This is a genomic window from Pseudoalteromonas sp. BZK2 (assembly GCF_014349195.1).
Lineage (GTDB): Bacteria > Pseudomonadota > Gammaproteobacteria > Enterobacterales > Alteromonadaceae > Pseudoalteromonas > Pseudoalteromonas simplex.
The window spans coordinates 21,585-40,912 of record NZ_JACSOG010000026.1; the positions used below are offsets into that span (position 1 = coordinate 21,585).

General features: G+C 41.7%; 19 protein-coding genes. 18 read left to right on the forward strand and 1 reads right to left on the reverse strand.

Annotated elements, in window-relative coordinates:
* The first annotated feature begins 128 nt into the window (after nt 1-128).
* From yceD to BIZ38_RS15375, 14 genes are all read left to right on the forward strand, one after another.
* Nucleotides 129-653, forward strand: a complete 525-nt coding sequence (gene yceD, locus BIZ38_RS15310; RefSeq protein WP_054554711.1) for a 23S rRNA accumulation protein YceD — start codon at nt 129-131, stop codon at nt 651-653.
* Nucleotides 654-663: 10 nt separating this feature from the next.
* The gene (gene rpmF / locus BIZ38_RS15315) at nt 664-834 is read left to right on the forward strand and encodes a 50S ribosomal protein L32 (RefSeq protein ID WP_036967969.1); all 171 of its coding nucleotides are present in this window, start codon (nt 664-666) and stop codon (nt 832-834) included.
* Nucleotides 835-845: 11 nt separating this feature from the next.
* Entirely contained in the window at nt 846-1,874 is a 1,029-nt protein-coding gene (gene plsX, locus BIZ38_RS15320; RefSeq protein ID WP_054554712.1) for a phosphate acyltransferase PlsX, read from the forward strand.
* Between the two features lie 70 nt (nt 1,875-1,944).
* Nucleotides 1,945-2,871, forward strand: a complete 927-nt coding sequence (fabD, locus tag BIZ38_RS15325) for an ACP S-malonyltransferase (RefSeq protein ID WP_187490668.1) — start codon at nt 1,945-1,947, stop codon at nt 2,869-2,871.
* 11 nt (nt 2,872-2,882) lie between these two features.
* Nucleotides 2,883-3,629: a 3-oxoacyl-ACP reductase FabG gene (gene fabG / locus BIZ38_RS15330; protein WP_054554714.1), complete on the forward strand. Its 747-nt coding sequence runs from the start codon at nt 2,883-2,885 to the stop codon at nt 3,627-3,629.
* 238 nt (nt 3,630-3,867) lie between these two features.
* Nucleotides 3,868-4,104 (forward strand): acyl carrier protein, encoded by a 237-nt coding sequence (gene acpP, locus BIZ38_RS15335; protein WP_016707440.1) that lies wholly within the window; start codon nt 3,868-3,870, stop codon nt 4,102-4,104.
* 117 nt (nt 4,105-4,221) lie between these two features.
* On the forward strand, nt 4,222-5,460 hold the full coding sequence (gene fabF / locus BIZ38_RS15340; protein ID WP_054554715.1) for a beta-ketoacyl-ACP synthase II: 1,239 nt from the start codon (nt 4,222-4,224) through the stop codon (nt 5,458-5,460).
* 57 nt (nt 5,461-5,517) lie between these two features.
* A complete protein-coding gene (pabC, locus tag BIZ38_RS15345) occupies nt 5,518-6,330 on the forward strand; it encodes an aminodeoxychorismate lyase (protein WP_187490669.1) in 813 nt (270 codons plus the stop codon).
* On the forward strand, nt 6,327-7,304 hold the full coding sequence (gene mltG / locus BIZ38_RS15350) for an endolytic transglycosylase MltG (RefSeq protein WP_166339272.1): 978 nt from the start codon (nt 6,327-6,329) through the stop codon (nt 7,302-7,304). Before pabC ends, mltG begins: the two co-directional genes overlap by 4 nt.
* An 18-nt stretch (nt 7,305-7,322) precedes the next feature.
* Nucleotides 7,323-7,949 (forward strand): dTMP kinase, encoded by a 627-nt coding sequence (gene tmk / locus BIZ38_RS15355; protein WP_187490670.1) that lies wholly within the window; start codon nt 7,323-7,325, stop codon nt 7,947-7,949.
* A gap of 1 nt (nt 7,950) precedes the next feature.
* Nucleotides 7,951-8,844: a DNA polymerase III subunit gene (locus tag BIZ38_RS15360; protein WP_054554719.1), complete on the forward strand. Its 894-nt coding sequence runs from the start codon at nt 7,951-7,953 to the stop codon at nt 8,842-8,844.
* Between the two features lie 8 nt (nt 8,845-8,852).
* Nucleotides 8,853-9,179: a PilZ domain-containing protein gene (locus tag BIZ38_RS15365; protein WP_187490671.1), complete on the forward strand. Its 327-nt coding sequence runs from the start codon at nt 8,853-8,855 to the stop codon at nt 9,177-9,179.
* A 13-nt stretch (nt 9,180-9,192) separates the two neighbouring features.
* On the forward strand, nt 9,193-9,972 hold the full coding sequence (locus BIZ38_RS15370) for a TatD family hydrolase (RefSeq protein WP_187490672.1): 780 nt from the start codon (nt 9,193-9,195) through the stop codon (nt 9,970-9,972).
* On the forward strand, nt 9,972-11,828 hold the full coding sequence (locus BIZ38_RS15375; protein WP_187490673.1) for an alkaline phosphatase D family protein: 1,857 nt from the start codon (nt 9,972-9,974) through the stop codon (nt 11,826-11,828). Before BIZ38_RS15370 ends, BIZ38_RS15375 begins: the two co-directional genes overlap by 1 nt.
* Before the next feature lie 257 nt (nt 11,829-12,085).
* Here the strand turns inward: BIZ38_RS15375 and rsmF are convergent, their stop codons facing one another.
* Complete coding sequence (rsmF, locus tag BIZ38_RS15380) at nt 12,086-13,525, reverse strand: 16S rRNA (cytosine(1407)-C(5))-methyltransferase RsmF (RefSeq protein ID WP_187490674.1); 1,440 nt, start codon at nt 13,523-13,525, stop codon at nt 12,086-12,088.
* Nucleotides 13,526-13,805: 280 nt separating this feature from the next.
* On the opposite strand from rsmF, the gene BIZ38_RS15385 reads away from it, so the two are divergent.
* The 4 genes from BIZ38_RS15385 to acnD all read left to right on the forward strand — a co-directional run bounded on the left by BIZ38_RS15385 (nt 13,806) and on the right by acnD (nt 19,328).
* Nucleotides 13,806-14,510 carry a GntR family transcriptional regulator gene (locus BIZ38_RS15385; RefSeq protein ID WP_187490675.1) on the forward strand — a complete coding sequence of 235 codons (705 nt, stop codon included), beginning with the start codon at nt 13,806-13,808 and terminating at the stop codon, nt 14,508-14,510.
* 84 nt (nt 14,511-14,594) lie between these two features.
* Nucleotides 14,595-15,470, forward strand: a complete 876-nt coding sequence (prpB, locus tag BIZ38_RS15390; protein ID WP_054561375.1) for a methylisocitrate lyase — start codon at nt 14,595-14,597, stop codon at nt 15,468-15,470.
* Nucleotides 15,471-15,494: 24 nt separating this feature from the next.
* Entirely contained in the window at nt 15,495-16,619 is a 1,125-nt protein-coding gene (gene prpC, locus BIZ38_RS15395) for a 2-methylcitrate synthase (protein WP_187490676.1), read from the forward strand.
* A 117-nt stretch (nt 16,620-16,736) separates the two neighbouring features.
* Nucleotides 16,737-19,328 (forward strand): Fe/S-dependent 2-methylisocitrate dehydratase AcnD, encoded by a 2,592-nt coding sequence (acnD, locus tag BIZ38_RS15400; protein WP_187490677.1) that lies wholly within the window; start codon nt 16,737-16,739, stop codon nt 19,326-19,328.

Here is a 19,328-nt window from a genome sequence, read left to right on the forward strand (position 1 = left end):
TGAAAATTGTATTTTGCCAAGGATAAGCCACAATGAATCCGAAAACAAAGCAGAAGATCGTTAAAAACCTACCAAAATTGGTTTTTTACTTTGACTAACTTACTAACTATCTATATGATGCAGCCCCTATGCAAAAGGTGAAAATTCCCATCACTCTTCATCCCAGCAAAGCAGCTCAACATCGTTTAACGTATGACGGTATTGTCCCGCTTGAAAAACTTTCTCGTTTAGAGCAAGTTGTGCAGGAGGAAGCAGGTGAAATAGCGGTAAAGATTCATTGCAAAATTGACGAGCAAGGTTTAGTGGTAATAAGTGGTAACTTATCAACACATGTAACTGTAACTTGCCAACGCTGTAATGGAGAATTAGGGTTGGATTTGGAACAAGACTTTGTGTATTCGCCAATTGGTTTGGATGCAGAGTCAGATCATCTACCTGAAGGTTACGATGAAGTAGAGCTGGACGAAAACGGTGAAATCAACGTATTTGAGTTAATCGAAGACGAACTGATTTTAGCTATTCCAATAGTGCCTACTCACAACGAAGCTTCATGCAGTTATTCATCAGAGCCTACTAGCTTTGGTAAATTAGCAGCAAAAGATGACAAACCAAATCCATTTGATATTTTGAAACAACTTAAGAAAGATTCTTAGGAGAAGACTAATGGCTGTACAAAAAAGCAAAAAGTCTCGTGCAAGACGCGGCATGCGCCGTTCACACGATGCGATCAGTGGTCCAACTTTAACTGTAGATCAAGTTTCTGGTGAGACTCACCGTCGTCACCACGTAACTGCTGACGGTTACTACAAAGGCGTTAAAGTAATTTCTAACTAAGAGATTGCTATATGCTGACCAATCTAACCATAGCGTTAGATATGATGGGGGGCGATTACGGCCCCCGTTCATCTATCCCCGCTGCCGTGCAAGCGGTAAATGCTAATACCAACTTAAGACTCATCTTATGTGGTAATCAGCAAGTTATTCTAAAAGAACTCGAAGCACTCGATTCTGTTTCACACCCTCGTTTAATTATTCGCCATTGTAGCGAAGTCGTCACAAATGCGTGTGAACCTGCTTCAGCGGTTCGTTCTAAAAAAGATTCATCAATGCGAGTTGCCCTCGATTTAGTTAAATCGGGTGAAGCGCAAGCGTGTGTAAGCTCTGGTAATACAGGCGCGTTATTTTTTATGGCGCATTATGTATTAAAGATGCTTCCAGGCGTAAAACGTCCTGCATTAATCTCTGCTGTTCCAACCGAACGTAAAAATCCTGTTTATTTACTTGATTTAGGCGCTAATGTGCATTGTGATGCACAAACCCTTTATCAATTTGGCATTATGGGTTCTGTGGTAGCAGGGCAGGCACTTGGGTGTGATAACCCAAGAGTTAGTTTATTGAATATTGGCTCTGAAGACATCAAAGGGCATGAAGGAATAAAACAAGCTGCACAGTTAATGCAGCAGTGTGAATATCTCAACTACACAGGTTACAGTGAAGGTAGTGATATTTTCAGCGGAAAAGCCGATGTTATTGTGTGCGAAGGGTTTGTTGGTAATGTGGCATTAAAAACCTGTGAAGGTATTGCCAAACTGATCATGCATAAACTCACCAAAGCCTTACACAAACATTTCTTATACAAAAGTTTAGCGTTTTTATTGCGTCCAGTGATAAAAAAACTCTACAAGCGGGTGAACCCCGACCAGTATAACGGCGCAAGTCTGGTAGGATTGCGCGGTATTGTTGTTAAAAGCCATGGCAATGCCTCACCAAAGGCGTTTCATGCTGCTATTGATGAAGCCGCGCGGGAAGTCGAACGCCAACTCCCTGAAAAAATCGCTGCGATTTTTGAGCAAACACATCCAACAACAAAGTAGTGCAGCATATCTAAAACTTGTTATGCTGCCTGCTACAGAATATTTTTTTGTTTAATTATAAGAGCAAAGTATGGCACATAAAATTGCACTCGTATTTCCAGGTCAAGGCTCACAAACTGTGGGCATGTTATCTGAACTATTAGCTGATTCACAAATTGCTAAAGCAACATTCGCTGAAGCATCTGAAGCTCTTGGCTATGATCTAGCTGCACTTGTACTAAATGGTCCAGAAGAAGAATTAAATCAAACCCATCGTACACAACCAGCACTTCTTACTGCTAGTGTTGCTATTTACCGTCAATGGTTAGACGCAAACCCTGATGCCGATGTTGTTATGGCTGGTCACAGTTTAGGCGAGTATTCAGCATTAGTTTGTGCTGGCGTTGTAAGCTTAAGCGAAGCAGTTAAACTAGTAGAAAGTCGTGGTTTATATATGCAAGAAGCAGTACCTGCGGGTGTTGGTTCTATGGCTGCAATCATCGGCTTAGGTGACGACGAAATCAAAGCAGCGTGTGAAGCATCAGCAAATGGTGAAGTTGTTTCACCAGTAAACTACAACTCACCAGGTCAGGTTGTTATCGCTGGCCACAAAGCGGCAGTTGAGCGTGCATCAGAAGCATGTAAAGAAGCAGGTGCTAAACGTGCTTTACCACTTGCAGTAAGCGTACCTTCTCACTGTGAACTAATGAAACCAGCTGCTGAGAAATTAGCTGCTGATTTAGCCGCTTTAACATTTAATACACCTAAGTGTGATGTAATCAACAACGTTGATGTAAAAGCTGAGCAATCAAGTGAAGCAATTAAAGATGCATTAGTACGCCAACTATACAGCCCAGTTCGCTGGACTGAAACTGTACAAGCATTAGTTGCGCAAGGTATCACACAAAGCTATGAGTTTGGCCCAGGTAAAGTATTAACGGGCCTTGCTAAACGAATTGATAAAGCAATGGTATGTGGTGCGGTTAATACGCAAGCTGCTATTGATGAAGCGAAATAAGTAGGAATAGAATGACAAATTTATTTTCTCTTGAGGGCAAGGTTGTCCTAATCACTGGTGCAAGCCGTGGTATTGGTAAAGCGATTGCAAATACGCTAGTTGCACAAGGTGCAAAAGTAGCGGGTACTGCAACAAGCGAATCAGGTGCTGCTAAAATCAGTGAATATCTAGGTGACAACGGTAAAGGTTATGCCCTTAACGTTACAGATCCTGAATCGATTGAGGCGACACTTGCTGCGATCAAGGCTGATTTAGGCGATATCGACGTATTAGTTAACAATGCAGGTATTACTCGCGATAACTTATTAATGCGTATGAAAGACGGTGAGTGGGATGACATCATCGACACGAACCTAAGCTCAATTTTCCGTTTATCAAAGGCTGTTTTACGCCCTATGATGAAAAAGAAAAATGGTCGTATCATTAATATCGGTTCTGTAGTGGGCACTATGGGTAATGCGGGTCAAGCTAACTATGCTGCAGCGAAAGCGGGTGTAATTGGTTTTACTAAGTCATTAGCACGCGAAGTGGCATCACGTGGCATCACAGTGAACGTTGTTGCACCGGGTTTTATCCAAACAGATATGACAGACGAGCTGACTGAAGACCAAAAAGCAGCTACGCTTGCAAATGTACCTGCAGGGCGTTTAGGTCAACCTGAAGAAATCGCTGCTGCGGTATGCTATTTAGCATCTGACGCTGCTGCGTATGTATCAGGCGAAACATTGCACGTAAATGGCGCGATGTACATGGTTTAATGAAAGTTAGCAAAAATTTGCTAGCGAAAGATTATCGAAAATTGTTGAAATTTTTGTGATCTTGCTTTAAACATACTTGAATTCGCTATGAAAATAAGCGATAAATGAACAAATACTATTCGAGAGGTTTGACCAGATAAGTAATTATCAGCAAATCCTTGAATCACAGAATTATGCGGCGTAAACTACGCCGCAATCTGAAAATAACGCATTGGCGTTTTTAATAAAGGAAAGAAGAATGAGCGACATCCAAGAACGCGTAAAGAAAATTATCATTGAGCAACTAGGTGTTAAAGAAGAAGAAGTAAAACATGAAGCTTCTTTCGTTGACGACTTAGGTGCTGATTCACTTGACACTGTAGAACTAGTAATGGCTCTTGAAGAAGAGTTCGACACTGAGATCCCAGACGAAGAAGCTGAAAAGATCACTACAGTTCAAGCTGCAATCGATTACGTTACAGCTCACGCTGAGTAATTTTACGCATTTTGATTTTAAGGGCAGCATTAAGCTGCCCTTAGTCTATCTATAGAATGATACTAATAAATTTGGTATACACCCCACCTAAAATAATTTCCTTATTGGAGGCAACCCGTGGCTAAACGTCGAGTCGTCGTAACTGGCTTAGGAATGTTGACACCGCTAGGTAATGATGTTGAATCTACTTGGCAAGGTTTGTTAAACGGTAAAAGTGGTATTCAAACTATCACGCATTTCGATACCTCAAGTTTCGGCACCAAATTCGCAGGTTTGCTGAATGACTTTGATGCATCAGCTTACATGTCACCGAAAGATGCAAAGAAAATGGATTTGTTTATCCAATATGGCATTGCAGCGGGTGTACAAGCACTACAAGATTCTGGTCTAGAGATCACTGAAGAAAACGCCACTCGTGTTGGTGTAGCAGTGGGTTCTGGCATCGGTGGTTTAACTTTAATTGAAGAAAACCACATCAAACTATTAAATAGCGGCCCGCGTAAGCTTTCTCCGTTTTACGTGCCTTCGACCATTATCAATATGATCTCTGGTCATTTATCGATTATGCACGGTTTACGTGGCCCTAATATTTCAATCGTTACAGCCTGTACTACAGGTCTACATAACATTGGTCATGCTGCGCGTATGATTGCATACGGCGATGCAGATGCAATGGTAGCCGGTGGTGCTGAAAAAGCATCAACACCAATTGGTATGGGTGGCTTTAATGCGGCACGTGCATTATCAACTCGAAACGACGATCCACAAGCAGCATCTCGTCCTTGGGATAAAGACCGTGATGGTTTTGTTCTTGCTGATGGTGCTGGTGTTATCGTACTTGAAGAATATGAGCATGCTAAAGCACGTGGCGCGAAGATCTACGCTGAACTCGTTGGTTTTGGTATGAGTGGCGATGCATATCACATGACATCTCCACCTGAAGACGGTGCAGGCGCAGCTCTAGCGATGGAAAATGCCCTAAACGATGCACAAGTTAATGCAGACCAAGTTGGTTACATTAATGCTCACGGTACATCGACGAATGCAGGCGATAAAGCCGAAACATCCGCTGTTAAAACTATTTTTGGCGATGCAGCGAAAGATGTGATGGTAAGTTCATCTAAATCAATGATGGGTCACTTGTTAGGTGCAGCAGGCTCGGTAGAGTCAATTATTACTATCTTGTCACTTGTTGACCAGAAAGTAAGCCCTACAATCAACCTTGATAACCCAGATGAAGGCTGTGATTTAGACTACGTACCGCACACTGCACGTGACGCTAAATTGGATTACGCACTATGTAATTCATTTGGTTTTGGTGGTACTAATGGCTCGTTGCTATTTAAAAAGGTATAATTCTTTTTAACAACGGACTAAAAAGAAGAGCCCAGTTGTTTAACTGGGCTTTTTTGTATGAGTAAATTAAAACAAACAATAAAAATAGTCACACCAGACACCACAATAAGCACGCAAGATCGTGGCTTAAATTATGGTGACGGCTTTTTTACCACTGCCTCGGTGGTGAATTCTGTCGTTGAGCACTGGGATTTACACAAAGCGCGTTTAGAAGAATGCGCGCAAAGACTATTTTTCCCCGAATTAGATTTAACCGCAATTGAGCGTGAAGTTAACCACGCAATCAGTGATACACAAACCGGTATTTTAAAAATAGTTGTCACCCGTGGTGCAGGTGGGCGTGGTTATGGCTTACCAAACACACCAAGTATCCAAGTGCTGATCAGTACCATGCCTGCAGTTTCACACTATAAAAGTTGGCAACAGCAGGGTGTAAACCTAGCGGTCAGCGACGTGAAACTTGCACATCAACCTTTACTTGCAGGCTTAAAAACCTTGAATCGTTTAGAGCAAGTGCTTATCAAAAAGCAAATGAGCAGCCTTGAATGTGATGACGTTGTTGTACTTGATTATGATAACAATGCGATTGAATGTTCGGCTGCAAATATTTTTGCTATTAAAGATGGTCAAGTTATATCACCTAAGTTAGACCGCTGCGGCATCACTGGGGTTTATCTCAGCGCTTTATGTGATAAGTTAGCCATTGAATTTAAAGCAATCCAACTAGATGAGCTTTTAGCTATGGATGCCGTATTTATGTGTAACAGTTTAATGGGCGTGGTGCCCGTTGCACGAATTGCTGATACACAGTTTGATATTGAATGCAGTAAAGCGCTATTAACGGCGCAGTTTGCCAAGGAGAGTGTGTGATAAAAGTCATTGTTAGCGTGCTGTTATTAGCATTGCTATGTTGTGGTATTGGCTATCAACAACTTCAATCAGCATTAAAAATGCCGTTAAAAGTTGAAAATAGTACTTTATTTAAAGTGGAGCGTGGCACCGGCTTTAATCAACTTTGCCAAGCATGGCAAACAAAGCAGTGGGTTGATAGTTGTTTTAAATTTCAGGTACTCGCTAAATTAGATCCTACGCTTACTGATTTAAAAGCGGGTCTTTATGAGCTGGATACCAGCGCCGTTATTGATAATATTCGTCGTATCAATCAAGGTGCACAAGCGAGCTTTAGCTTCACAATTATTGAAGGTCAGCCACTTCGTGACGTTGTTGCTAATATTCAAAAACAAGCGCATTTAAGCCAAGACTTAGATACAGAAAATTTAGCGACGCAGATAAGTAACACGCAAGAGAATTTAGAAGGCTGGTTGTTCCCTGATACCTATCACTACCACAGCGAAGATAGTGCCAGCGGCTTATTAAAACGCGCATACAACAAAATGCAGCAGGAATTAGACACCGCATGGCAAACTAGAGCGCCAGATTTAGTATTAAGTTCACCGTATGAAGCGTTAATACTGGCTTCTATCATCGAAAAAGAAACGGGTCTTGCTTCTGAGCGACCATTAATTTCTGCGGTATTTACCAATCGTTTAAAAACCAATATGCGCTTACAAACCGATCCAACGGTTATTTATGGTATTGGTGCTGATTTTGATGGCGATATAAAACGAAAAGATTTAACAACCTATACACCGTATAACACGTATAAGATAAAAGGCTTGCCGCCAACACCCATAGCCATGCCTTCGAAAGCAGCGATTTTGGCCGCGGTTAATCCACCTGAGTCTGAATATGTGTATTTTGTTGCGAAAGGGGATGGCAGCCATCAATTTTCGAAAACATTGCAAGAACATAATCGAGCGGTAAAGCAGTACCAATTAAACTAACAACCAGAATTGAGTCATATGACAGCGAAATTTATAGTGATTGAAGGCCTAGAAGGGGCCGGAAAATCAACGGCTATTGCCGTATGCCAAGCTTATTTAGAAAACAAGCAAGTCGATTATATTAATGTACGTGAGCCTGGCGGTACAGCTATGGCTGAAGAGCTGCGTAATATCGTCAAACAGGCTCACCAAGAAACAGTGACCGGTGAAACAGAGCTGTTAATCATGTATGCAGCACGCTCGCAATTGGTTGCTAATGTTATTAATCCGGCACTTGAAAAGGGCACTTGGGTTTTAGGTGATCGCCATGATCTTTCATCACAAGCATATCAAGGTGGTGGTCGTGGTATTGAACAAACTAAACTCTCTTTTTTAGCTAATATGGTGCTAAATGGTTTAAAGCCTGATTTAACTATTTATTTAGACATTGACCCAGCTGTGGGTCTTGCCCGTGCAAAAGGCCGTGGTGAACTTGATCGTATCGAACAAGAAGCATTAGGCTTTTTTGAGCGCACTCGCGAACGCTACCTTGAAATAGCTAAAACTGATAGCAGTATCAAAACAGTGGATGCAAACCAAACAATGCCAGAAGTACATGCGGCAATCACAACCGTGCTTGATAACTTTTTTGCAGGTTTAAATTAATATGCCTTTGCCATGGCTTGAAGGGCTTTATCAGCAACTTGCGCAAAGTTTTGCACAGCAACGCTTTCATCATGCACAGCTATTTAATGGTGATAAAGGTGTTGGCAAGCAACGTTTAGTCGATTCGCTCGCTGATGGGCTACTTTGTGCGTCACCTGTAAACTTAAAAGCCTGTGGCAATTGTAAAAGCTGCCAACTAAATCAAGCGGGTACTCATCCTGATAAACGCGTTGTAAAGGTAGAAGGCCAAACAATAGGCGTTGATGAAATTCGGGAGATCAGTGATTTTATCAACCATTCAGCAGCGCAAAATGGTAACAAAGTAGTGGTGCTTGAGCAGTGTCATAAAATGACCACTGCAGCGGCTAATGCTTTATTAAAAACCCTTGAAGAGCCAAGTTTGCGCCGTTATTTATTGTTAACGTGCGAACAAACAGCATTATTACCTGCAACAATTTTAAGTCGCTGTGCGGTACACGAAATAAAGGTTAACCCAGAATATACAACACAATGGTTAGCATCACTGAACATTGCTAATTATTCATGGTTAGAGTTATTTGCTAGGCAGCCACTGCTTGTTCAGCAGTGGCAAAATGATAACCAACTTGAAGCTATTGATTCACTCTTTAAATTTGCAACTAAGCTAAAAGACAGCCATAATTTCAGTGCGTTAGTCGACATCCTTAATAAAGATCATAGCTTGGTTAATGTATTTGCCTTGTTTTTAACAGAGCATCTTAAAACGCAATTAGTATTAGGAATGGACTTTTTCAATTATCAAAAAGCACAATCTGCTATTTCAGAGTTTCTTTATAACAGTTCGCATGTGCTTGGCTTAAATATGGATCTAGCCATTTCACAATTAGCGTTTACTTTACGTGAAAGTCAAAATTAGGATATATCGTGCAAGAATTATTAGTAGATATCGAAGACTTAGATGAATTATATCGCTGTTACATGCCTTATCTAAAAAATGGTGGTTTGTTTGTTCGCACTAATATGCGCTTTGAAATGGGTCATTCATTGGCTTTAAAAGTCACATTACCAGATGCACTCGAAGATGATGTAGTAACGGGTAAAGTTGCTTGGATCACACCACAAGGTGCACAAAGCTCAAACCCACCAGGTATCGGTGTTAATTTTATCGATGATAAAACCAATTTAAATGCGAAAATCGAAAAACTACTCGGTACTATGTTAAACTCAGGCAATCCGACCTATACCATGTAATAAAAGTAGTACCATGATTGTAGATTCTCATTGTCATTTAGATCGTTTAGATTTTGATAAACTCGACTTAGACTTAGACCAAGTACTCGATAATGCTCGTGCAAAGAAAGTAGAACACTTTTTATGTGTAAGCGTAACTTTAGATCAATTCCCAAGTATGCTGGATAAAATTAAGAACTATCCAGATGTTTCTGCATCATGTGGTGTGCATCCACTCGATCAAAAAGACGCACTCGATAAGCAAAAGCTTATTTCACTTGCAAGCCACGACAAAGTGGTAGCAATTGGTGAAACGGGTCTTGATTACTATTACTCAAAAGACACTCATATTGTTCAGCAAGAGAGCTTCGTCGGTCATATCGACGTTGCCAATGAGCTAAATAAGCCGCTTATTATTCATACACGAGATGCCAGAGAAGACACCATCAACTTAATGCGCGCTCACAATGCCGAGAAGTGTGGTGGTGTATTGCATTGCTTTACAGAAAGCTGGGATATGGCCAAAAAAGCCATTGATATGGGCTTTTATATTTCGATTTCGGGCATTGTTACGTTTAAAAATGCCGTAGAGTTAAAAGACGTTGTAAAGCAAATTCCGCTAGATCGCTTACTAATCGAAACAGATTCACCGTATTTAGCGCCTGTTCCATATCGTGGTAAAACAAATCAACCAGCCTATGTTGAAGATGTGGCTTACTACATCGCTGAGTTAAAAGGACTTACTTTTAACGAGTTAGCTGAAGCAACAACCAACAACTTTTACTCGTTGTTTAATCAGGCTAAAAGGGCGTAATGGTGCACGGCGTATCGAATTTACCTCAGTTAGTAATGGGGCCAATGGTGCGCCGAGCAGATGCAGGGCGAGTGTGCTTTCAATTTGTTACAACTAGGCCTTGCCACTACCGAATTGAGTTTAGCGGAGTTGAAACATACTCGAACTTAGAGTCCATCCAATTAGGGCAACAGCTTTACTTAAATTTCATCAATGTCATGCCTGTCAATGGCCAGTTTGCAGTTGATTCACTGATCTATTATTCGTTACATGATGAAGAAAAAAGCCTTGATTTGTCGTCTTTTTGCTATGAGCGTGCCGAATCTCCTGCATTTGTGATCCCCAATCGACTCGATAGAATTCTGCATGGTTCGTGTCGTAACCCTCATCACCCTGCAAAAGATAGCCTTGTAGCTGCAGATAATTGGCAAAATGTTCAGCGCCAGTCACTTAATGCTGGTGCTGACCTATTATTGTTATCTGGCGACCAAATATATGCGGATGATGTCGCAGGGCCTATGCTGCTCGCGATTGAAAAAGTGATTAGTCTATTTGGTGTGTTTCAAGAGCCAGCGCTTGATTTAGATTTACCAGAAGAGTTTGAGCAGCAACTTTATCAGCGCCATTTACACTTACCTAAAGTACCTTGGCAAAAACGGAGCAAATTTGGTGTTGGTTATTGGCTTAAAAAAGATGAGCCACACTTCTCAAGCTTAAAAGCTGAAAACCACTTAATTCATTTTCAAGAATTTATAGCGCTTTATTTATTAAACTTCAGCGCTGTTACTTGGCAGTTGATTGAGTTTGAATCAATTGAATGCCCAGCATTAGCCCCTAAATACGCTAACCTATTTAAACTTGAAAAGGACGCACTGGTTGGCTTTGCAAATGGCCTTCACAGTGTTGAAAGGTTATTCGCCAATGTGTCGACATTAATGATGTTTGACGATCATGATGTCACCGATGACTGGAACTTAACCGCAGGGTGGGAGCAGGCTATTTATCAGCACCCAGCTAGCCGTCGTATTGTAAATAATGGCCTGATTAGTTATTGGTTAATGCAGGGGATTGGTAATGATGCAGGTGATAACACTTTGTCTTTATTACCTAGTTTTAAACAAAGCCTGCAACAACAGAGCTGGCATTTTAAAGACTTTGATAAGCTAATACTCAATTTTAACCATTGGCATTACGAGCTTAATACCATCCCAAAAGTTGTGGTTCTCGATACCCGAACCCATCGCTGGCGTAATGAGCAAAATTTCAATGAGCCATCAGGCTTACTTGATTGGGAAAGGCTCACTGAATTAGAAGAAAGCTTATTGTCTCACGATAAAGTGATTATCGTATCTCCAGCACCGGTGTTTGGTGTTAAATCGATTGAAGCAATCCAAGCTATTTTTAATTTTTGCGGGCAGCCATTGTTGGTTGATGTTGAAAACTGGATGGCCCATGAAGGTTCTGCTAAAAAACTGCTAGATACTTTTCGCCGTGAAGATACGCCAAAAGAAACCTTGATCCTCTCTGGTGATGTTCATTATTCATTTTGTTTTTCAGTTCAAAAGCGCTTTGGTAAACATAAAAACCGAATTTGGCAGTTGACTGCCAGTGGCATTAAAAATGAGTTCCCACGCAAACTTATTAATGTACTCGATAAACTCGACTCAATTTTATATGCGCCGAAAAGCCCACTTAACTTTTTCACTAAGCGTTGGCAAATGGAAGTTGATAAACACCAAACCATAGGCGAAGGGCAAAAGTATTTGGTCAGTAATGCGGCTATCAGCTTAATTGAGCTCAATGATGGTTTACTAGCTAAATATGAACTTATACACGCTGATAACCAAATAACTGAATTCGATTTAAACGATAATTAATCGAATGCTTTTGAATAAAAAAACGCCCAGAACGAATCCGCATTGTTCTGGGCTTAGGGGGTGGCTCGTGTGAGCCTGCGCTAACTATAAAAAAACACCTTCTAAATTCAGTAGGGAGAAGTAGAAAGTACTTTTAAGTGTAGTTAATCAACAGGAAATTGCACGGTAAATGTACAAATTTTATACTGGTTTAAAATCAGTCTGTTACAGCTTTTTACCTAAATTAGCGCCTTATTTATACAGTCTTTATGCGCAACTTATACCCAAGTTATCAACTGGGCATTTTGGACCAAATCACGAGGTAATGAGTTCTTAATTTTATTCTTTTGCCACTTACCTAGGCCTACCGGACAACCACATAACATTAAAACTACTTCACCATTATCTTGCGTTGGTTTTTCGAGCCTAATATCTTTACCGTTAAAGTAATCGTTTGCTTGGCAAGCAGACATCTCAAAGGTATTTTTATCGCAATCTTGGCCAAAGACAGTGGCAAACTCGTGAGTTAAGCGAACACCGCCTTTGTGGATCACACCAAGTTGAATACCTAAACGTGAGTATTTAATTTTATCTTGCAGTTCATCAAAGCCATCAGGAAACAACCAAAGCTCTTTATCACGTTGCATTAAGGTGCCTTGAAGTGATTTTAGACCGAACTGTTTTTTAATTGTTTGCATAAACGCTTGGCTTTGCTTTTTATAAAATTGAGCAAACGGAAATGCGCCTTTTTTAACTTTTTGATTTGGGTTATCGCTTGATGCTACTTTCTTAAATTTAGCGATGAAGAAACCTTCACTGTCGTAAGTTTGCGGCCAAACATGTAAATAACCTTCACTGGTTGTCGCTTTGTCTGCGCCATCAAACAGGCTGTCGAGCGGTTGTACTTCGATGCAATCAGGGAACTCTGCTAATAGATACTCACACACTTGTTGGTTTTCAAGGGGTGTTAAAGTACAGGTCGAATAGACTAATGTGCCGCCTGGTTTTAAGGCATAAAAGGCACTTTTGATAAGGGCTTTTTGCACAGCAGCAATATCAATATTAGATTCGATTGACCAATTTTTTAGGGCGTCTGCATCTTTACGAACCGTGCCTTCACCTGAACACGGGGCATCTAGCAAAATGCTGTCGAAGCACTCATACATGTAATCCCCGAATATCACACCGTCAAAATGTGATAATGCACAATTACCCACACCCATACGTTTGAGGGTTGCAGCCAATACTTTTAAGCGTGACGATGACAACTCATTGGCCACTAACACGCCACTATTATCCATCATGGCGGCGATTTGTGATGTTTTTGAACCCGGTGCCGATGCCATATCAAGTACTGCATCGCTTTGCTTAACTTCGGCTCTTAGTGCTACCGGCGGTAACATTGAGCTGGCTTCTTGCACATACATAGCACCACTTAAGTGTAAATCGGTATTACCGATTGCAAGGGCGGCTTCTTCGTCGCTTGGGCGTGTTAGCCAGAACCCTTCTTCGCACCATGGAATTGCTGTTAACTCCCATCCTTTTTTGGCACATTGACGCTGAAATTCTGCGACTGACATTTTTAATGTATTTACGCGAACAGATCGTCTTAGTGGGCGGCGACAGGCTGCAATAAAGTCGTCTAATGATAAATGTTCAGGAAGGTAGCTTTTTACATCATCAATAAATGAGTCAGGAATATATGTATTAGCGTCCACTAAATGGCTCTCACATCACGTAATAATAGCTGGATCATACCATTTATAGCGCTATCAGGGGATATTTTTAGCTTTTTAACAGTGAGATTGAAGTGTCGACATATTACTAATATAAATGTTCTTTATAGCCATTATTTTTGATAAATATCAATTTATGTCGACATTTTGCTGGTTTTTTAGTCTGTTTTTCCGATCTCAAGGTTGACAGTTTCAATGATAGGGCGCATAGTGAACGCGCAAATTGTCGACAATCTTAATTTAGTACTTTGATAGACCTATTATGACAGAGCAAAAAGCCAACGATAACTACAACGATATCACGATAACAACAGCATCAGACCAAGTGTTTGTCGACATGCGTCGTGAAATTGTCCAAGGCACCATCGTGCAGGGTAGCAAAATTTCTGAGCCAGAACTTGCTAAACGCTATGGTGTAAGCCGTGCCACCTTACGTGAGGCACTAAATCGTTTAGAGAGCTGTTATTTGGTAGAGCGTAAAGCGAATGTCGGTTGTCGTGTTGTTGCGCTAACCGCCGAGCGTTTAATCGAAGTCTATCAGGTTCGTAGTGCCTTAGAAGGGCTAGCTTGTCGGTTAGCTGCCGACAACATGGAACCTGAAGAAGTACAGGGTTTAAAACAGTTATTGAATCAGCACTTACAAACACAGCGTGTAAAAGAAGGTGAATCATACTACCAAGAAGCGGGCGACCTTGATTTTCATTATCGCATCATTAAAGGGTCGAAAAACGCACACTTAATTCATCTGTTATGTAATGAGTTGTACCAGTTAATTCGTATGTACCGTGTACAAATGGGGATGGTTGGGCCACGTGTATCAAAAGCGTTTGATGAACACTTGGCTATTATTAATGCCATTGAAAACCATGACGGTGAATTAGCCGAAATGCTTATGAAACGCCATATTAGTGCGTCTCAGGCAAATATTCAGACGAAGTTTGACTTACTCGCAGCAAAAAATCAGTAGCGCCGTAGTTAAACAGTCACAATTTAGATTTAAAAAATAGAGTTAGCCAAAGAGCTGAAACCGTTCAAAGATAGGAGTTATCCAATGTCAGCAGGATTAAAATTCAAACAGGCAATCGCCAACAACAAGCCATTGCAAGTGGTTGGCACCGTCAACGCGTACTGCGCAATGATGGCAGAGAAAACAGGCCACCAAGCACTTTACCTCTCAGGTGCGGGTGTTGCTAACGCATCATACGGCATGCCAGATTTAGGTATGACTAGCCTTGATAACGTACTTGAAGATATTCGTCGAATCACCAGCGCTACCGACTTACCGCTTCTTGTTGATGCTGACACAGGTTGGGGCGGTGCTTTTAATATTGCTCGTACCGTTAAAGAAATGACCAAAGCAGGCGCAGCGGGCTTCCATATTGAAGACCAAGTAGCACAAAAACGTTGTGGTCACCGTCCTAATAAAGAAATCGTGTCTAAAGATGAAATGGTTGACCGTATTAAAGCTGCGGTTGATGCCAAAACAGACAGTGATTTTTATATTATGGCGCGTACTGATGCATTCCAAAAAGAAGGCTTAAATGCCGCGATTGACCGCGCAGCAGCGTGTGTTGAAGCTGGTGCAGACGCTATCTTTGCAGAAGCGGTACATGATTTAGCAGATTACCAAGCGTTTGCTAAAGCTTTAAATGTGCCAATTCTTGCGAATATCACTGAATTTGGCCAAACGCCACTTTATACAAAAGAGCAATTGAGCGAAGTGGGTGTTGAAATTGTACTTTATCCACTTAGTGCATTTAGAGCGATGAACAAAGCCGCACTTAATGTGTATTCGTCTATTCTTAGCGAAGGCTCGCAACAAAGCCAAGTAGACAATATGCAAACACGTGCGGAATTATATGAGTTTTTAGATTATCACTCATATGAAAACACACTCGATAACCTTTTCTCAGCTAAAAAATCATAACGACAACATATAAGGAGAACACTCATGGTAGATAAAGCATTAGGCGGCGCAGGTTTACGTGGTCAAGTAGCAGGTGAAACAGCTCTGTGTACAGTAGGTAAGTCAGGTTCAGGTTTAACTTATTGTGGTTATGATATTAGTGAATTAGCAGATAAAGCGCAGTTTGAAGAAGTGTCTTTTTTACTGTCGCGCGGTGAATTACCAACAGAGTCTGAGCTGACTGAATATAAAGCAAAGCTAAAATCACTACGTGGTTTACCAGATGCACTTAAAACAGTGCTTGAAAACATTCCTAAAGACGCGCATCCAATGGATGTAATGCGTACGGGTTGTTCTATGCTAGGTAACCTAGAAATGGAGCAAGACTTCTCTGAAGCTAATGATGCGATTGACCGCATGGTTGCTGTATTCCCAAGCATTATTTGTTACTGGTATCGCTTTAGCCATGACGGCGTTCGTATTGAAACTGAAACAGATGATGATTCGGTAGGTGCACACTTCTTACGTTTATTACATGACGAAGCACCATCAGCACTGTTTGAGCAAGTAATGAATGTGTCTTTAATTCTTTATGCAGAGCATGAGTTTAATGCATCAACATTCACTGCGCGTGTGTGTGCATCAACATTGTCTGATATTCACTCTTGTGTAACGGGTGCGATTGGTAGCTTACGTGGTCCATTACATGGTGGTGCGAACGAAGCGGCTATGGATATGATTGAAGGCTTTACTAGTGCAGACCAAGCTGAAGATGCGCTGATGGGTATGCTTGACCGTAAAGACAAGATCATGGGCTTTGGTCACGCTATTTACCGTGAATCAGATCCACGTAACGTGATCATCAAAAAGTGGTCAGAAAAACTGGCAGCAGAAGTGGGTGATGATGTGCTTTATCCAGTGTCTGTTCGCTGTGAAGAAGTTATGTGGCGTGAAAAGAAATTATTCTGTAATGCTGATTTCTTCCATGCATCTGCGTATCACTTCATGGGTATTCCAACTAAGTTATTCACGCCAATTTTCGTGATGAGCCGTGTAACAGGTTGGACAGCACACGTGAAAGAGCAACGTGCTAATAATCGTATTATTCGCCCAAGTGCAGATTATACGGGCCCAGAAGCGCGCAGCTATACGCCAATTTCTGAGCGTTAATCGTTAATTAAATCAGTGATAGGGGTAGCTTAGCTGCCCCTTTATGAAGGGGCGAAATAAATACAAAAACAATCAGCCCACCATTGTTCACCGTCACCAAGTACAAGTAGAATCATCATGAATACAAATTTTAGAAAACCATTAGCAGGCACCGGCGTCGATTACTTTGATACGCGCGCTGCTGTTGATGCAATTAAACCGGGCAGCTATGCCACACTTCCTTATACATCGCGAGTACTTGCCGAAAACTTAGTTCGTCGTTGTGACCCTGAAATGCTAAATGATGCACTGTCGCAATTGATTGACCGCAAGCGTGATTTAGATTTTCCATGGTTTCCTGCGCGCGTTGTGTGTCACGACATCTTAGGTCAAACAGCGTTAGTTGATTTAGCAGGCCTGCGTGATGCCATAGCTGCAAAAGGCGGCGATCCTGCAAAAGTAAACCCTGTGGTACCGACACAGTTAATTGTTGACCATTCATTAGCGGTTGAACACGCAGGTTTTGAACCTGACGCATTTGAAAAAAATCGTGCTATTGAAGACCGTCGTAACGATGACCGATTCCACTTTATTAATTGGACGAAAACAGCATTTAAAAATATTGATGTGATCCCGCCGGGTAACGGCATAATGCATCAAATCAATTTAGAGAAAATGTCGCCTGTGATCCAAAAACGTGACGGCGTAGCATTCCCAGATACATTAGTTGGTACAGATAGCCACACACCTATGGTCGATGCATTAGGTGTTATTGCAGTCGGTGTAGGTGGTCTTGAAGCTGAAAGCGTGATGCTTGGCCGTGCATCTTACATGCGTTTACCTGATATTGTGGGTGTTGAGCTCAAAGGCAAGCCACAACCGGGTATTACTGCAACCGATATCGTATTAGCGATCACCGAATTTTTACGTAATGAAAGAGTTGTATCGACCTACCTTGAGTTTTATGGCGAAGGTGCCGATGCACTTACATTAGGCGATAGAGCAACTATTTCTAATATGACGCCGGAGTTTGGCGCAACAGCTGCGATGTTCTACATCGATGACAACACGCTTGATTATCTACGTTTAACAGGCCGTGAAGAAGAGCAAGTTCAACTCGTCGAAACTTACGCAAAAGAAACTGGCCTTTGGAGTGATAGCCTTAAAACGGCAGAATATGAGCGTGTGTTAACCTTTGATCTATCATCAGTTGGTCGCAATATTGCGGGCCCTTCAAATCCACATCGCCGTGTTGCAACAAGCGAACTTGATAAAGCGGGTATCACTGGCGTTGTTGAGAATGAAGAAGGCTTAATGCCAGATGGTGCCTGTATCATTGCTGCAATCACAAGTTGTACGAATACTAGTAACCCACGTAACGTTATTGCTGCAGGTTTACTTGCGCGTAATGCTAACGCTAAAGGGTTAACTCGTAAGCCATGGGTTAAAACATCACTGGCACCGGGTTCTAAAGCGGTTAAGTCTTACTTAGAAGAAGCAAATTTATTACCTGAGCTTGAACAACTAGGTTTTGGTATCGTTGCCTTTGCATGTACAACCTGTAACGGCATGAGTGGTGCGCTTGATCCAAAAATTCAGCAAGAAGTGATTGACCGCGACTTATACGCAACCGCTGTACTTTCGGGTAACCGTAACTTCGATGGCCGTATTCACCCTTATGCTAAACAAGCATTCTTAGCTTCACCGCCGCTGGTTGTTGCTTATGCTATCGCCGGTACTATTCGTTTTGATATCGAAAAAGATGTATTAGGGCATGATCAACAAGGTAACGAAATTCGCCTTATGGATTTATGGCCAACAGATGAAGAAATTGATGCAGTGATCAAACAAAGTGTTAAACCTGAACAATTTAAAAAGGTTTACGAGCCAATGTTTGACTTAAGTGTAGATTACGGTGAAGACAACGATCCACTTTACCAATGGCGTCCACAAAGTACTTATATTCGCCGACCTCCTTATTGGGAAGGCGCATTAGCGGGTGAACGCTCTCTGAGTGATATGCGTGCATTAGCTGTGTTGGGCGACAACATCACTACTGATCACTTATCACCTTCGAATGCGATTTTAGCGTCAAGTGCTGCTGGTGAATACCTGGCTAAAATGGGTCTCCCAGAAGAAGATTTTAACTCCTATGCTACTCACCGAGGTGACCATTTAACAGCACAGCGTGCTACATTCGCTAACCCTAAGTTATTGAATGAAATGGTTAAAGAAAATGGTGAAGTGAAGCAAGGTTCATATGCTCGCATTGAACCAGAAGGCAAAGTGACGCGTATGTGGGAAGCTATCGAAACCTACATGCAGCGCAAACAACCGCTTATCATTGTAGCTGGTGCCGATTATGGTCAAGGTTCGTCACGTGACTGGGCTGCAAAAGGTGTTCGCCTAGCTGGTGTTCAAGTGATTGCAGCCGAGGGCTTTGAGCGTATTCACCGCACTAACTTAATTGGTATGGGTGTATTACCGCTTGAGTTTAAAGCAGGCACGACACGAACTACGCTAGGTATTGATGGTAGTGAGAGTTTTAGTGTCAAAGGTGAGCCAACACCAGGTGCAACACTGACATTAGTAATTACTCGTGCCAATGGTGAAACCGTTGAAGTACCAATGACGTGTCGATTAGATACCGCTGAAGAAGTGTCAATTTATTCAGCGGGTGGTGTACTGCAACGTTTCGCGCAAGATTTTTTAGAATCTGAGGAGCACTAA

Coding starts and splice junctions, on each gene's coding strand:
- yceD (WP_054554711.1), top strand. CDS start 129: ATGCAAAAGGTGAAAATTCCCATCACTCTTCATCCCAGCAAAGCAGCT.
- rpmF (WP_036967969.1), top strand. CDS start 664: ATGGCTGTACAAAAAAGCAAAAAGTCTCGTGCAAGACGCGGCATGCGC.
- plsX (WP_054554712.1), top strand. CDS start 846: ATGCTGACCAATCTAACCATAGCGTTAGATATGATGGGGGGCGATTAC.
- fabD (WP_187490668.1), top strand. CDS start 1,945: ATGGCACATAAAATTGCACTCGTATTTCCAGGTCAAGGCTCACAAACT.
- fabG (WP_054554714.1), top strand. CDS start 2,883: ATGACAAATTTATTTTCTCTTGAGGGCAAGGTTGTCCTAATCACTGGT.
- acpP (WP_016707440.1), top strand. CDS start 3,868: ATGAGCGACATCCAAGAACGCGTAAAGAAAATTATCATTGAGCAACTA.
- pabC (WP_187490669.1), top strand. CDS start 5,518: ATGAGTAAATTAAAACAAACAATAAAAATAGTCACACCAGACACCACA.
- tmk (WP_187490670.1), top strand. CDS start 7,323: ATGACAGCGAAATTTATAGTGATTGAAGGCCTAGAAGGGGCCGGAAAA.
- BIZ38_RS15360 (WP_054554719.1), top strand. CDS start 7,951: ATGCCTTTGCCATGGCTTGAAGGGCTTTATCAGCAACTTGCGCAAAGT.
- BIZ38_RS15370 (WP_187490672.1), top strand. CDS start 9,193: ATGATTGTAGATTCTCATTGTCATTTAGATCGTTTAGATTTTGATAAA.
- BIZ38_RS15375 (WP_187490673.1), top strand. CDS start 9,972: ATGGTGCACGGCGTATCGAATTTACCTCAGTTAGTAATGGGGCCAATG.
- BIZ38_RS15385 (WP_187490675.1), top strand. CDS start 13,806: ATGACAGAGCAAAAAGCCAACGATAACTACAACGATATCACGATAACA.
- prpB (WP_054561375.1), top strand. CDS start 14,595: ATGTCAGCAGGATTAAAATTCAAACAGGCAATCGCCAACAACAAGCCA.
- prpC (WP_187490676.1), top strand. CDS start 15,495: ATGGTAGATAAAGCATTAGGCGGCGCAGGTTTACGTGGTCAAGTAGCA.
- acnD (WP_187490677.1), top strand. CDS start 16,737: ATGAATACAAATTTTAGAAAACCATTAGCAGGCACCGGCGTCGATTAC.